Below are 14,230 nucleotides of genomic sequence, written 5' to 3' on the forward strand. Positions count from 1 at the left end.
TGCCCCACGCGGACTACAGCGCTTCCAGCCGGAACTGCTGGCAGTCGTTGTTGGACCAGGTCCACTGCTGGAGCAGCGTGCCGTCACCGCTGCCCTGCTGGCAGCCCGTCACGTCCAGCACCTTGCCGCTATGGCGGGCCTCCAGCCGGTGGTAGCCGTTGCCCAGGGCCACCGGCTTGAACTGCTGGTTGCCGCCGCCGCCGTAGGACCACTGCTGGAGCCCCGCGCCGTCCGCGGTGCTCACGTCCTTCACGTCCAGCGCCTTGCCGCTGTGGCGCGACACGAAGCGGTAGTAGCCGCTGTCCGTCGCCTCCATGGACCACTGCTGGCTCGCGCCCGTGTGGCAGGCCCACTGGTGGATGATGGCGCCGTCCGCCGTGCTGGGGCCGTTGATGTCCACGCAGCGCCCGGAGGCCTTGTTCACCAGCCGGTACGCCCCCGTGCCGCCCGTGCCCTGCGCCACGGAGTAGATGGCGTTGAGCAGCGACGTGCTCCCGGACGTGTCCTGGGACAGCTCCCAGATCATCACGCCGCCGTTCTGCTTCCCCAGCTGCGTCTTCGCCTGGATGGTCGCGATGCCGTTGTAATAGACGTCCCCCACGTTGTCCTTGTAGGGCGCCTGCGGGTCGCGAGCGACGAGCTCCGAGTAGCCCACGTAGCTCGACGGCGAGCGCCCGTAGAACGGCACGCCCAGCACCGCCTTGGACGCCGGCAGCCCGCGCCCCTTCCAGTAGTTCAGCGACTGGACCGCCAGGTCATACGTCGAATGCGGCTGCCCGCCGTCGTACGCCATGATGTTGAGGAAATCGACGTCGTTGAACACCGACGCCGGCACGCCGCCGCCCGTGTATCCGTTGGCCACCACCGCCGCCGTGAGCAGCTTGCCCCGACTGTGCATCGCGGTGCCCAGCTGGTTCATCAGGAGCGCGTAGTTGTTCCCCGACGTGCCCGGGTCCGGGTACTCCCAATCGATGTCCACGCCGTCCAGCCCGGCCGCGTTGACGAAGTTCACCACGTTGTTCACGAAGGCCGTGCGCGCGCTCGCGTTCGCGGCCATCTGTTCAAAGCCGCTGTCGTTGCCGTCGTTCCAGCCGCCCACGGCGATGAGCACCTTCACGCCCTGCGCATGCGCCAGCGTCACCAGCGAGCGCAGCCGCGCGTCCCCGCTGCTCACCCCCGTGAGCCCACCGGACGCCGTGGGCAGCGCGAACGCGTAGTTGATGTGCGACAGCTTCGAGTACTGCACCGTGTTCACGTCCCCCGCCCACGTCGGCAGGTAGCCCACCACGCGCGTCGACAGCGCGGCCGACTCCACCTCCCCCATGGGCTCTCCGGACGCCGGAGCGTCCACGAGGCCCGAGCAGCCTCCCAACGATGCGAGAAACACGGCGCCCAGCGCCCACGTCCGGAACGGCGTCGAGGTACGAGACACGGCAGACTCCTGCGAAGAGGTTGAACGGGACTGACCCGTAAAACCCACTAAGCAGCTTTGTCCGGAAGACTCAACGACTCATCGGCTCAGCAGCAGCGGCCGCCTCCGGCGCGGTAGCGGGCCTGGAGGCGGTCGTTGAAAAACTCCGCGTAGGTCATCACCGCGCGGTCCGGGTGGTGACGGCGCATGTGGGCGACGTAGGTGTCGTAGTCCGGCACGCCAATCATCAGCCGCGCGGTGCGCACGGCCTGGCGCCAGCCGTGCTGGAGCGCGTGCAGGAGCCTCACGGCTTCACCGGGAGGGCGGCGGCCACGTAGGGCGTCTCGTGCGAGGTGGGCACCGCCGCGCGCCGGGCCCGGAGCGCGGCGCGCAGGCCGAAGAGCACCGTCGCGATGACGACGGCCATGAAGAACACGGTGAGGGCGGCATCCAGGTAGTCGTTGCGGATGATGGCCTCCATCTCCTCCACGGACTTCGCGGGGGCGATGACGCGGCCTTCGGCCACCGCCTGGGAGAAGGCCCGCGCGTGGGCCACGAAGCTCACGCGCACGTCGCCGCCAAACACCTTCTGGAAGCCGGCGGTGAGGGTGCACAGCACCAGCCACGCGGCGGGGATGCCGGGGACCCAGACGTAGCGCTCGCGCTTCATCTTCACCAGCGCCACGCAGCCCAGCGTCAGCGCCACCGCAGCGAGCATCTGGTTGGCGATGCCGAACAGCGGCCACAGCGTGTTGATGCCGCCCAGCGGATCCACCACGCCCTGGTAGAGGAAGTAGCCCCAGGCGGCCACGCACAGCGCGGTGGCCAGCAGGTTCGCGCCCCAGGACTCCGTGCGCTTGAGCGGCGCGTACACCAGGCCCGCCAGTTCCTGGATCATGAAGCGCCCCACCCGCGTCCCGGCGTCCACGGTGGTGAGGATGAAGAGGGCCTCGAAGAGGATGGCGTAGTGGTACCAGAAGGCCATCATCCCCTGCCCGGACACCAGGCCGTGGAGGATCTGCGCCATGCCCACCGCCAGGGTGGGCGCGCCGCCCGCGCGCGACAGGATGGTCGTCTCACCGATGTCGCGCGCCGTCTGCTCCAGCACCTCCGGGGTGATGACGAAGCCCCACTGGCTGAGCGTCGTCGCCGCCTGCGTCGCGCTGGTGCCGATGAGCGCCGCGGGCGAGTTCATCGCGAAGTAGACGCCCGGCTCCAGCACCGACGCGGCGATGAGCGCCATGATGGCCACGAAGGCCTCCATCAGCATGGCGCCGTAGCCCACCAGCTTCGCGTCCCCTTCCGTGGCGAGCATCTTCGGCGTGGTGCCGGACGCGATGAGCGAGTGCCACCCGGACACCGCGCCGCACGCGATGGTGATGAAGAGGAACGGGAACAGGCTGCCGGAGAACACCGGCCCGGAGCCGTCCACGAACCGCGTCACGGCCGGCATCTTCATGTGCGGCGCCGCCAGCACGATGCCCACCGCCAGCAGCAGCACGGTGCCAATCTTCAGGAAGGTGGACAGGTAGTCGCGCGGCGCGAGCAGCAGCCACACCGGCAGCACCGCCGCGCAGAACCCGTAGCCGATGAGCAGCCACGCCAGCGTGCGGCTGTCGAAGGTGAACCAGGGGGCCCAGGCGCCGGACTCGGACACCTGGCCGCCCAGCCAGATGCTGAGCATCAGGAGCACGAAGCCGACGATGGACACCTCCAGCACCTTGCCGGGCCGCACGTAGCGCAGGTACAGGCCCATCAGCACCGCGATGGGAATGGTCATCGCCACGGTGAAGGTGCCCCACGGGCTGTGCGCCAGCGCCTTCACCACCACCAGCGCCAGCACCGCGAGGATGATCATCATGATCATCAGCACGCCCACCATCGCCGTCACGCCGGCCGCGGGCCCCAGTTCCATGCGCACCATGTCGCCCAGCGACTTGCCGTCGCGGCGCACGGACAGGAACAGCGTCACGAAGTCCTGCACCGCGCCGGCCACCACCACGCCCACGAGAATCCAGAGCGTGCCGGGCAGGTAGCCCATCTGCGCCGCCAGCACCGGGCCCACTAGCGGGCCGGCGCCCGCGATGGCCGCGAAGTGGTGCCCGAACACGACCCACCGGTCCGTGGGCACGTAGTCCAGGCCGTCGTTGCGGCGCTCGGCGGGGGTGGCGCGCGAGGGATCCACCTGGAGCGCTTTTTCGGCAATGAAACGGCCGTAGAAGCGATATCCCAGCATGAACACCGCGACCGAGGCGACCACGAGCCAGATGGCACTGATGGACTCGCCCCGGTGCAGCGCCACCACGCCCAGGCTGAAGGCCCCCGCCAGGGCCAACGCCACCCAACCCAACTTCCGAGCGACTCCACCCATGATGTCTCCCGTCAGCGGGCAGGCCACCCCCACCCCGCGTGAGGTTTATAGCGTACGCCCCGCGTCCTCCCGTCCCTCTCGCGGCGGGGTGTCCGGTGGTGGAGGAAGTCGACGCAGGGTCATTTCCCTCGTCCTCGCGGGCCTGCTGGCCGCGTGTGCCACGCCACGAGCCACGGCCAAGCGCGATGCCCCGGACGCGCAGGGCGTGTGGCGCTCGCGCGGCTACGGATGGCTGCTCACGGTGACGCCGGAGGGGATGCGCCTGCACCACGAGACGACGGCGGGGTGTTATCCGGATCCGTCGTCGTCGGTGGAGCTCCAGGAGATGTTCGGGGTCCAGGAGCCGGGGCCCTCCGCGGACGTCCGGGACTTCCTCGCCGCGCCGGGAGAGACGCGCTACCGCTTCGACCGGCTGGCCGCCCTGCCCGCCGGCTGCGACACGCACCGCGCCTGGAGCGCGCTGGAGCTGTTCGACGTGTTCCGGGCGACCTTCGCGGAGCACTACGCCTCCTTCCCCCAGCGTGACCCGGCCTGGCTGGCCCGCCTGGATGCGCAGCGCTCCCGGGTGACGCAGGACATGGACGGCCGCGCGCTGTTCACCCTCTTCGCGGACGCGCTCCGTTCACTGAACGATGCGCACGTGGAGCTGCTCGCGGACGACGCGTCCTCGGAGACCTTGACGTACGAAGCCCGCCCCACGGGCACGTTCGCGATGCTGGAGCAGGCGGCCGTGGCCCTGGCTCGCCCCGCCCGGGACGTGCAGCGGGAGTGGATGCGCTCGTACCGCGACGGCATCCTCCAGACGGTGCTGCGCGGCGAGGGACGCCATGTCGCGAACCAGCGCGTCCTCTGGGGCTTCGCCGCGCCTCGCGTCGCCTATCTCAACCTGCTGACGATGGGCGGCTTCGTCGCCGGAGCGGAGGGCCAGACGCCCACGCTGGCCCAGGAGCTGGCGGCGCTGGAGCCGGTGCTGGATGAGGCGCTGACGGCCTTCGCGGGCGCGGACGCGCTCATCCTGGACGTGAGCAACAACCGGGGCGGGTACGACGCCGTCGCCCGCGCCATCGCGGAGCGCTTCACGGCGCAACCCCGGCGCGCGTATTCCAAGTGGGCGACGGGCGCGAAGGACGTCCCGCCCCAGGTGTTCACCCTCCAGCCCACGCCGCGTCCGTCCTTCCACGGGCCGGTGTACGTGGTGACGAGCGACGTCACCGTCAGCGCGGGCGAGGTCCTGGTGCTGGCCCTGCGCGCGCTGCCGAACGTCGTCCAGGTGGGCACGGCCACGCGGGGCGCGTTCTCCGACATGCTCGTCAAGCCGCTGCCCAACGGGTGGACGGTCCACCTGTCGAACGAGCACTACACCGACATGACGGGCCAGGACTTCGAGGCGCGGGGACTGCCGCCCCAGCGTCCGCTGGACGTCTTCGGCGACGGCAAGGACCCGTGGCACGCCCATGCGCGCGCCCTCCGTGCGCTGGCGGATTCACTGGTGCCCCCGGAGGCGAAGCCCACGCCGTAGGAAGCAGGCGGCCTGTCACCGCATGCCAGCACGACCGGGAAGACCTACCTCTCTTGCGCAAGCGTCCACCGCCGTCCGAGAGGAGCACGCCCGATGCCGACCCGTTCCCCGAGCCGGAAGCGCCTGAAGGATCCGAAGGGTGGCCTCACGGAGGCGGGCCGGAAGTGGTTCCACGAGAAGGAGGGCGCGAACCTCAAGCCTGGCGTGAAGGGCAAGGCGGACACGCCGGAGAAGCTGCGCCGCAAGGGCAGCTTCCTGCGCCGCCACTTCACCCACCCGCGCGGGCCCATGGTGGACGACCAGGGCGAACCCACGCGCCTGGCCCTGTCCGCCCGCGCCTGGGGCGAGCCCGTGCCCAGGGACACCGCCGGAGCGAAGCGGCTGGCCGCCAAGGGCGCGAAGCTGCTGGAGCGCTACCACGCGACGCAGGAGCGCGCGAAGCCCGCCGCCAAGCGCTCCGGTGCGAAGAAGACGCGGACCGCCGTGGCGGCCCGCCGTGCGACGACGGCGAAGAAGCGTGCGCCCACCGCCGCGAGGAAGACCGCGACGCGCAAGCGCACGAAGAAGGCCTGAGCGGCGCGGCCTCAGCGGACGGCGGGCACGGGCAGCGACTCCGCCGCCACCTGCTGCTTCACGAGCTGCACCTTGCCGCCCTTGCGCACGGTGAAGTCACACGCGAGCAACTGGTTGCCCACGAGCACCAGCGCGGAGGCCTGGAAGCCCTCCGCGCCGTCGGAGACCTTCACGGGGTGCAGCTTCGCGACGGCCTCCGCCTTGCGCGCGCCGAGCGCCGCGTCCGTGTTCGTGGCGGGCAGCCACTGCACGTCCTCCGCGCGCTCCACCAGCCGGCGCTTGCCGCCCTCGGTGTTCTCCACGAAGAAGCGCAGGTAGGCCGGAACCTCCGCGGCCTCCAGGCTCAGCGCCTCGTCCTGGTTGACCTTGTAGATGGCCTCCGCGGTGGCCGGCGTGAGGTTGACCGCGACCTTGCCGTCATCCGCGTACTTGAAGCGCAGCGCCCGGTGCGGCAGCCGCACGTCCACCGTCACCAGCTGGAAGCGCTGGTAGAAGCCCAGCGGCTGGCGCGTGAAGGCCGTCGCCGTCAGGTTCTGCTGGATGGTCCCGGCGTGCACCGGGTCCACCCGCTCGATGCGCTGCAACGTCTCGGCGTCCGCATTCACCTTCGGTTCCTCCTGGGTCCCGGCCTTCGCGGGCCGGGCCGTGTCACAGTGCGTGGTGGCCATCACCCACAAGGCTGCGACGAGGACACGATGCATTTAGCGTGACGGGTGCGCCGCGTCCCAGCCCTGGCCGTAGTAGTCGGGATAGTTCTGACCGTTGGTGCTGGTCACCACCGCGCCCGTCCTGAAGCCGTTGAGGACCGCATCGTATCCCGCCTTGTCGCCGATTTCACGCAGTTGCGCTTCGGTGAGCGACGGATCCTTCGCCTTCGCCGCGTCGATGGCCTGCTGGGAGGCGGCGTTGTACTCGGCCTCCAGCGGGAAGGTGGCGGTGACGTTCTCGCCGGCGGCGACCAGCTCGTTCTTCGCCTTGATGCTGTCCACCGTGCCGCGCGTCTCCTCGTGGAGGAGCGTGTTCACGTAGTCGTCGCGCGTCTGGTTCTGCACATCCGCGCGGGGACCGTCGATGGTCGCCTTCGCGTGGTTGATCTCATGCACCAGCGTCAGGGCCGCTTCCTGCGGATCCTGGCTGCGGTCGATGACGATCTTGTTGCCGTCCCAGTAGGAGCCACCACCGTCGGCGAACTCCACCGGGATGTTGTGGTCCTCCATGTACTGCACGGCGGCCGCGCCCGTGGGCGAGTTGCGCAGGACGTCCTTCGTCTCCTGCAGCTTCGCCGCGTCCTTGGAGGCCTGGATGGCGTCGCTGATGGCGCCGCCCACCTGGCCGCCGATGATGCCGCCCACCGGGCCGCCCAGCACGCCACCGATGATGCCGCCAATGACGCCGCCGGTGCTCTTGGCCTTGTCGAAGGAGTCCTTGAAGAAATCACCGACCGGGTTCGCGTTCGTCTGCGGACGGGGGCTCACCACCGGCCGTGCGTTCTGCGAAGCATCCGTGCTCACCACCGGGCGTGCGCCGCCGCGGCCAATTCCGTCAACCCCCATGGCTTCTCTCCCCAGAAAACAAGTGCTGCTTTGCCTGGATTATCGCCTCGGGCCCCCGGAAGTTGCGAGGCCGCCCGATGGCGCATCGCATCAGGACCGTGCGGGTAGGAGGGAGAGCGGCCGGGGAAGCGTGACGTACTCGGAGGGCTCGAAGCGCCCCACCCGGCGGCGGAAGGCGCTGGTGGTGCCGGGCCAGAGGACGGCGTTGCGACCCGTGACGTCCAGGTACCAGCTCCGGCAGCCGCCCTGGTTCCACACCGTGTGGGACAGGCGCGCGTCCACCTCCCGGACGAAGGCGTCCTGGACGTCCGGATCAGGCTCCACGGCGGCGGCGCCCCGCGCGTCCAGGTAGCGCAGCGCGCCCAGCACGTGCTCCAGCTGGGCCTCCAGCATCAGCAGCACGGACGTGTGGCCCAGGCCGGTGTTGGGCCCCTGCATGAGGAAGAGGTTGGGAAAGCCGCTCACGGTGGTGCCCAGGTGCGCCCTGGGGCTGCCCGCCCACACCTCCGCGAGCGTGCGGCCGTCGCGCCCCTGGACGTGGTGTCCCAGTGGCATGTCCGTCACCTGGAAGCCGGTGCCGAAGATGAGCGTGTCCACCGGGTGCACGGCGCCGTCCCCGGTGACGACCGCGTCCTCGCGCACCTCGCGGATGGGGGACGTGACGACCTGCACGTTGGGGAGCGTGAGGGACTGCAGGTAGTCGTCGGAGATGATGACGCGCTTGCAGCCCATCGTGTACCGGGGCGTGAGCCGCTCGCGCAGGGCGGGCTCCTTCACCACCTGGCGCAGGTACCGGAGCGCCCACCGCTGCGCGAGCCGGAGGATCCACGGGTGCTGGAAGCCCACGGACAGGCCCTCGCGCAGGATGCGCAGCCCCTCGCGCAGGAGCCACCGCGCGCCCGGCACCCGCCGGTACAGCGCGCGGCGCAGGGGGCTGGTGGGCTTGTCGCCCCGGGGCAGCACCCATGCGGGCGTGCGCTGGAAGAGGACGAGCCGGCCGACCTCCGGCTGGATGGCCGGCACGAACTGCGCCGCCGACGCGCCCGTGCCCACCACGCCCACGTCGCGCCCGGCCAGTGCGTGCCCCAGGTCCCACCGCGCCGAGTGCATCACCTTGCCCCGGAAGCGCTCCAGCCCGGGCAGCGCGGGGATGACGGGCTCGCTCAACGCGCCCACCGCGGCCACGAAGAGGTCCGCGGTGAGGGTGCCCCGGGACGTCTCCAGCACCCAGCGGCGCCTCGCCGTGTCCCACTTCGCGCGGAGGACCGCGTGCCCGAAGCGCAGGAAGGGCGTGAGCTGGAAGCGCTGCACGCAGTCGCGCAGGTAGGCCTGGATCTCCCAGCCCGGGGAATAGACGCGCGACCAGCCGGGGTTCGGCGCGAAGGAGAACGAGTACAGCAGCGACTGCACGTCGCACGCGATGCCGGGATAGACGTTGTCGCGCCAGACGCCGCCCACGTCGTCCGCGCGCTCCAGGATGACGAAGTCGTCGATGCCGTCCTGTTTCAGCCGGATGGCCATGCCCAGCCCGGCGAAGCCCGCGCCCGCGATGACGACGCGCACGTGTTGCGGAAGACGGGACGACACCGGCGGGACCTCCTGAGACGGAGGCGCACCCGGCCCCCTATCTCCATGCTGTACACCTCCCGCCCGGCGCGGGCCCGACCTGTCTGCTTGTCGGACAGGTTTCCGCCTCGGGGAGGGAGCGGAAGCCCCCAGCCACGGTCTTGCAGATCCTCGGAGGGCCATGCCCTCCTCCCCCTGCTTCCGCCTCAGGCGCCCACCACCTCCGCGCGGGTGATGCGATCCAACCGGAAGTGCCGCCGTTCACCGGACGCGAGGTCCACCGCGTCCAGCCGCGTCTCGTGCCGGTCCATCACCACGGACTCGATGCGCACCTCGCGCACCGTCTCCAGGAAGTTGCCGTCCACATAGGTGATGCGCAGCGGCTGGCGCTCGAACCACGCGCGCTCCAGCGCCTCGCGCACGGGCTTGCGCGTGGGCAGGGATGGCACGCCCAGGAACGTCAATTCGCGCAGCCGGGCCAGCAATTCGCGCTGCGCGGACGTGGACAGCGCGGAGCGGACCTTGTCGAGCGCCGACTCCAGCGTCCCCGTGAAGGGCAGGAGGCGCATGTCGATGGCGAACCGCCCCAGCGCCACCACCAGCGCCGCCTCGCGCGCGGTGAAGTTCACCGGCGGCAGGCTGTAGCCCCGGTCCAGCGCGTAGCCTCCGCCCCGGCCCCGCTCCGCGCCCACCGGCAGCGCCGCGGCGCGCAGCGCGTCCAGGTCCCGGTAGATGGTCCGCACCGTCACGCTGAAGCGCTCCGCCAGCACCTCCGCGGTGACGCCGGTGCGGCGGCCCCTCAGGTACTCCGCGAGGGCGAAAAGTCGCTCGGTGCGCTGCATGGCCTTGGAATCCTGACATACCGCTGTCAGCCGGGGCCCTCAAGCTGGGGCCGAGCCCCCGCGATGCGAAGCCCTTCCGACAGCGCCACGCCGCTCCTGGCCGCCCACCCTTGCGAAGCGGGCACCCGCGCGCCTAAGAGCGCCGGAAGCAGCGTCCGCGCGCCAAGCCGTCCCTCCCCCGAGCCCCTGCCCATGGTCCCGCCGCCCCATCCGCAGGAGGACGAGTGGTTGTGGGGATGGGACCCCACGCCCGGCATCGTGTCCGTCTGGGCGGAGCCGGATGGGCGCGCCTTCATCTGGAAGCGGCAGCCGGGCACGCACGCGCGGCTGCGCGAGGACGCGAGGTACCGGCCCTGGGTGCTGCTCGCGTCGCTCCAGGACCTGGAGCACCTGGGGGATGCGCTCCGCCCGGAGGGCCCGCCCCAGGTGCCGCCCGTGCCGGGAGTCGTGACGTACCGGGAGCTGGAGGGGCCCGGCGCGCTGCGCTTCGTCGTCAGCGCGGAGGACGGCCGCGCGCTCGCGTCCGCGGTGCTCAAGGGCGCCTCGAAGCGGTTGGATCAACGCGTGGGCCACCTGCGCGACCTGGGCCCGGCCACGGCGCTGGTGCTGCCCCCGGAGGAGCAGTACCTGGTGGCCACCGGGCGCGCGTACTTCCGCGACCTCGTCTTCGACGACCTGCGCCGGCTCCAGTTCGACCTGGAGACCACCGGGCTGGACCCTTCGAAGGACCGCATCTTCCTGGTCGCGCTGAGGGATCCGGACGGCCGCGCGGAGACGCTGGAGGTGACCGCGGACGGCGACGCGGGCGAGGCGGACCTGCTGCGCCGGCTGGTCGCGCGCATCCGCGAGGCGGACCCCGACGTGGTGGAGAACCACAACCTGCACGGCTTCGACCTGCCCTTCCTGGACCAGCGCGCGAAGCGGCTGAACGTACCGCTGGCGCTGGGCCGCGCGGGGCTGCCGGGCCTGCGCCACCGCCCTTCCGCGAGGGGCGCCGCGCTGAACCGGGGCCCCGGAGGCCGTGACGCGGACCCCATGCGCCGCGCGCGCTACACCGTGCCCGGCCGCGAGTTCATCGACACGCTGGACGCCGTGCGCCGCCACGACTTCTCCGCCCGCGACCTGCCCGGCCACGGCCTCAAGGCGGTGGCGAAGCACCTGGGCCTGTCCGGGCCCGACCGCGAGCTCATCCCCGGCGCGCGCATCCATGACGTCTTCCTGAAGGACCCGGAGCGCGTGCGCCGCTACGCGCGCGAGGACGTGACGGAGGCCGCGGGCCTGGCGCACCTGCTGGGCGGCGCGGCGTTCGCGCTCGCGCGCATGGCCCCCCGGCGCTACGAGCGGCTGGCGGACGCGGGCCCGGCGACGGGCGTGCTGGATCCGCTGCTGGTGCGCGCCTACGTGCGCTCGGGCGCGGCCCTGCCCGCGCACGAGACCGGCGACGGCACGTCCCACAGCGGCGCGGCGCTGCACCTGTTCGCCACCGGCGTCGCGCGCCACGTGGTGAAGGCGGACGTGGCCAGCCTCTACCCGTCGCTCATGCGCGAGTACCGCATCGGCCCCCGGCGCGACCGGCTGAACGCGCTGCTCGCGCTGGTGGACCGGCTGGTGGATCAGCGCCTGGACGCGAAGGCGAAGGCGAAGAAGGCCCCGCCCGGCTCGCCGGAGCGCCACACGCACGAGGCCTTCTCCGCGGCAATGAAGATTTTGATCAACTCCGCCTACGGCTACCTGGGCGCGGTGGGCCTCACGCGCTTCTCCGACGTGCACGCCGCCAACGAGGTGACCCGGCGCGGGCGAGAGCTCCTGGGCCTGCTGTGCCGCGAGCTGGCGCACCGGGGCGTGACGCTGCTGGAGGCCGACACGGACGGCGTCTACTTCGCGGTGCCGGAGACCTGGACGGAGGCCGACGAGCGCCGCGTGGTGTCGGAGGTCGCGGCCCTGCTGCCGCCGCGCGTGCGGCTGGAGTTCGACGGGCGCTACGCCGCCATGCTGTCGCACGAGCCGAAGAACTACGCGCTCCAGCCCTACGCCGGGCCGCTGCTGCTGCGCGGCGTGGCGTTCCGCTCCAGCCGCGCGGAGCCCTATGGCGAGGACTTCCTGCGCCGGGCCCTCCAGCACCTGCTGGCCGGCGACGTGCGCGCCGTGCGCGACACCTACGTGGACGCGGTGATGGCGCTGCGCCGGCGCCAGGTGCCCACCTTCGAGGTCTCCGCGCAGGTGCGGCTGACCAAGTCCCCCTCGCAGTACCTGGCCACGCGCAAGCAGCGCCGGGAGCTGCCGTACGAAGCCCTGCTCACGAACGGCCGCGAGCACTGGTCCCTGGGCGAGCGCGTGCGCATCTACCGCGCCACGGGCGGCCGGGCGGGCCTGCTCCCGGAAGCGGACGCCGAGGACGGCGAACCCGGCCCGCGCCCCGCCCCGGGCGAACCGGCGGGCGACGACGCGCGCGACTACGACGTCGAGTACTACGTGCGCCTGCTCAAGGACTCGTTCGCGGCCCGGCTCGCGCGCGGCCTCGCCCCGGAGGACTTCGCCACCGTGTTCGCGGACCCCGACCAGCCCTCCCTCTTCACCCCGTCCCTCGCGGACGCCCGGCCCGTGCTCAACGTCGTGCGGGAGCCCCGGGGCCCGGAGTTCGGGGAGGACACGCAGGTGGTTGGAGCCCCGCCCTTCTCACCGTGACTGCAACGTTGTCGTGTCCCGGTTCAGCAGGGATGCGTGGGAGGGCTTCTGCTACGTTGCGTCAACCTCGATGGCCTTCTCGTTGATGACGCGTCCCACGCCGCGCGCGCTGGTGGTTCCCGGCACCGTGGCCCTGCTGCTCCTGCTTCCCTGGCTCATCTACTGGAGCGCGGTCATCCACCGGTATGGCCTGCGTGACGACTACGCCATCCTTCGTGAAGCGCGCGAGGAGCCGGGGAAGATCCTGCGCGTCTGCGCCTCGCAGGGCCGCCCGCTCTACGGCTGGATGCTGGAGGCGTCCGCGAAGGCGGCCGGCGGCATTGACGGGCTGATGGGGCTGCGCCTGCTGGGCGTCGCCGGCCTGGGCGTGCTCGCGGCGGCGGTGTTCCTGCTGCTGCGCAGGGAAGGCTGGCGGCCCGGCTCCGCGGCGCTCTTGGCGGGGTTCCTCACGGTGACGCCGTCCGCGCAGGTCGTCGCCAACTGGGGCATCTGCTGGCCGCAGGCGGTGGCGCTGATGCTGGGCCTGGGGGCGTTCGCCTTCGCCCGCCGCGCCATGGGCCCGCCGGAGGAGGACGCCCCCATCCGGTGGCCGCTCGCGCTGGCCGCGGTGGGCAGCATGGCCACCGCGACGCTCATCTATCAGGTGAGCGGGCTGTTCTCCGCGGTGCTGCTGGCGGCGTCGCTGGTGGTGCACCGCGACGTGTCGCTGAAGGACACCGCGCGCTGGATGCTCAAGCACCTGCTGGTGATGGGCGCGGGCCTGGCGCTCGCGTACGTCGTCACCCAGGTGCTGTTCAAGGCGGGCGTCTTCCCGCCCTCGCCCCGGCTCTCCTTCGAGAAGCACTGGGTGGACAAGACCGTCTGGGCGCTCACGCACGTGTTCCCCAACGCGCTCGCGCTGTCCGCGCTCAACGAGGCGCCGGTGGGCGACATGGACGGCTACCGGGCCATGGTGGTGCTGACGCTGACGCTCTTGGGCGTGGGCGTCGCCGTGGAGGGACGCCGCTCGGGGCTCGTGGGCGTGGGGCGCTGGCTGCTGGCGCTGGTGACGCTGTCGGGCGCGGCGTACTCGGTGAGCTTCCTCGCCGGGGAGCGGTGGCCCACCTACCGCACGCTCAACGCGCTCACGGGCGTGTGGGCCGTGTTCTTCGCCGCGTCGCTGGTGAACCTGGGCACCATCTGGCCCAGGCATGGCCCGCGCATGGCCACGGCGCTGCTCACCGCGTTCGTGGCCTTCAGCGCCCTGCTCGCGCACGAGCAGTCCCTGGAGCTGTTCGCCCTGCCCCAGGGCCGGGAGCTGGCGGTGATGGAAGAGGGCGCCAGCCTCGTCGTCCCGGACCGCAAGCCGCGCGTCTTCGTCCTCACCGCCCGGCAGTCGGACTCCACCGCGCCGTTCCACTACCTGGACGAGTTCGGCTCCGTCTCCGTGGACGCGGAGTGGGTGGCCAAGGAGATGCTCAAGGCCCTGGTGAAGGAGCGCTTCCCCCGGGAGCGCGACGTCAGCGGCCTCTACCGCTTCGCCGCCGGCCCCGTCGCCCCGGAGCCACGCAACTACGACATCCTCATCGACATGCGCCGCCAGCACGTGAGCGCGGTGAACCCCATCCTCCAGAAGCCCCGCTAGCGCCCCGCGTCGTCGACAGCCGCGTGCGCGCGGCTCCCACCCGGATTTCCGGGGAGAGGCGCCGGACGAGGGGACTCTCGCGGTGC

11 protein-coding genes are annotated in these 14,230 nt (G+C 71.7%); 4 read left to right on the plus strand and 7 right to left on the minus strand.

Annotation, left to right across the window (positions count from 1 at the left end; all coding sequences use genetic code 11):
- Positions 1–13 precede the first annotated feature (13 nt).
- The 3 genes from NR792_RS15890 to NR792_RS15900 form a co-directional block, all read right to left on the minus strand.
- A complete protein-coding gene (locus tag NR792_RS15890) occupies positions 14–1,432 on the minus strand; it encodes an RICIN domain-containing protein (RefSeq protein WP_375760875.1) in 1,419 nt (472 codons plus the stop codon).
- An 86-nt stretch (positions 1,433–1,518) separates the two neighbouring features.
- Complete coding sequence (locus NR792_RS15895; protein ID WP_375761631.1) at positions 1,519–1,710, minus strand: YbdD/YjiX family protein; 192 nt, start codon at positions 1,708–1,710, stop codon at positions 1,519–1,521.
- Positions 1,711–1,715: 5 nt separating this feature from the next.
- On the minus strand, positions 1,716–3,782 hold the full coding sequence (locus NR792_RS15900) for a carbon starvation CstA family protein (protein WP_375760876.1): 2,067 nt from the start codon (positions 3,780–3,782) through the stop codon (positions 1,716–1,718).
- Between the two features lie 205 nt (positions 3,783–3,987).
- On the opposite strand from NR792_RS15900, the gene NR792_RS15905 reads away from it, so the two are divergent.
- Positions 3,988–5,301 carry a S41 family peptidase gene (locus NR792_RS15905; protein ID WP_375760877.1) on the plus strand — a complete coding sequence of 438 codons (1,314 nt, stop codon included), beginning with the start codon at positions 3,988–3,990 and terminating at the stop codon, positions 5,299–5,301.
- 93 nt (positions 5,302–5,394) lie between these two features.
- On the plus strand, positions 5,395–5,874 hold the full coding sequence (locus NR792_RS15910) for a DUF6321 domain-containing protein (protein WP_375760878.1): 480 nt from the start codon (positions 5,395–5,397) through the stop codon (positions 5,872–5,874).
- An 11-nt stretch (positions 5,875–5,885) separates the two neighbouring features.
- Here NR792_RS15910 and NR792_RS15915 read toward each other — a convergent pair whose 3' ends face one another.
- The 4 genes from NR792_RS15915 to NR792_RS15930 form a co-directional block, all read right to left on the minus strand.
- Positions 5,886–6,479 (minus strand): hypothetical protein, encoded by a 594-nt coding sequence (locus NR792_RS15915; protein ID WP_375760879.1) that lies wholly within the window; start codon positions 6,477–6,479, stop codon positions 5,886–5,888.
- A gap of 96 nt (positions 6,480–6,575) precedes the next feature.
- Positions 6,576–7,427 (minus strand): hypothetical protein, encoded by an 852-nt coding sequence (locus NR792_RS15920; RefSeq protein WP_375760880.1) that lies wholly within the window; start codon positions 7,425–7,427, stop codon positions 6,576–6,578.
- A 90-nt stretch (positions 7,428–7,517) separates the two neighbouring features.
- Positions 7,518–9,014, minus strand: a complete 1,497-nt coding sequence (locus NR792_RS15925; protein ID WP_375760881.1) for a flavin-containing monooxygenase — start codon at positions 9,012–9,014, stop codon at positions 7,518–7,520.
- Positions 9,015–9,199: 185 nt separating this feature from the next.
- Positions 9,200–9,835, minus strand: a complete 636-nt coding sequence (locus tag NR792_RS15930; RefSeq protein ID WP_120563765.1) for a YafY family protein — start codon at positions 9,833–9,835, stop codon at positions 9,200–9,202.
- 192 nt (positions 9,836–10,027) lie between these two features.
- Between NR792_RS15930 and NR792_RS15935 the strand changes: the two genes are divergently transcribed.
- Positions 10,028–12,520: a ribonuclease H-like domain-containing protein gene (locus NR792_RS15935; RefSeq protein WP_375760882.1), complete on the plus strand. Its 2,493-nt coding sequence runs from the start codon at positions 10,028–10,030 to the stop codon at positions 12,518–12,520.
- A 70-nt stretch (positions 12,521–12,590) separates the two neighbouring features.
- On the plus strand, positions 12,591–14,144 hold the full coding sequence (locus NR792_RS15940; protein ID WP_375760883.1) for a hypothetical protein: 1,554 nt from the start codon (positions 12,591–12,593) through the stop codon (positions 14,142–14,144).
- Positions 14,145–14,230: the final 86 nt, after the last annotated feature.

Source organism: Corallococcus exercitus, from assembly GCF_042231735.1.
GTDB lineage: Bacteria > Myxococcota > Myxococcia > Myxococcales > Myxococcaceae > Corallococcus > Corallococcus exercitus_B.

Coding starts and splice junctions, on each gene's coding strand:
- NR792_RS15900 (WP_375760876.1), bottom strand. CDS start 3,782: ATGGGTGGAGTCGCTCGGAAGTTGGGTTGGGTGGCGTTGGCCCTGGCG.
- NR792_RS15910 (WP_375760878.1), top strand. CDS start 5,395: ATGCCGACCCGTTCCCCGAGCCGGAAGCGCCTGAAGGATCCGAAGGGT.
- NR792_RS15920 (WP_375760880.1), bottom strand. CDS start 7,427: ATGGGGGTTGACGGAATTGGCCGCGGCGGCGCACGCCCGGTGGTGAGC.
- NR792_RS15930 (WP_120563765.1), bottom strand. CDS start 9,835: ATGCAGCGCACCGAGCGACTTTTCGCCCTCGCGGAGTACCTGAGGGGC.
- NR792_RS15935 (WP_375760882.1), top strand. CDS start 10,028: ATGGTCCCGCCGCCCCATCCGCAGGAGGACGAGTGGTTGTGGGGATGG.
- NR792_RS15940 (WP_375760883.1), top strand. CDS start 12,591: ATGGCCTTCTCGTTGATGACGCGTCCCACGCCGCGCGCGCTGGTGGTT.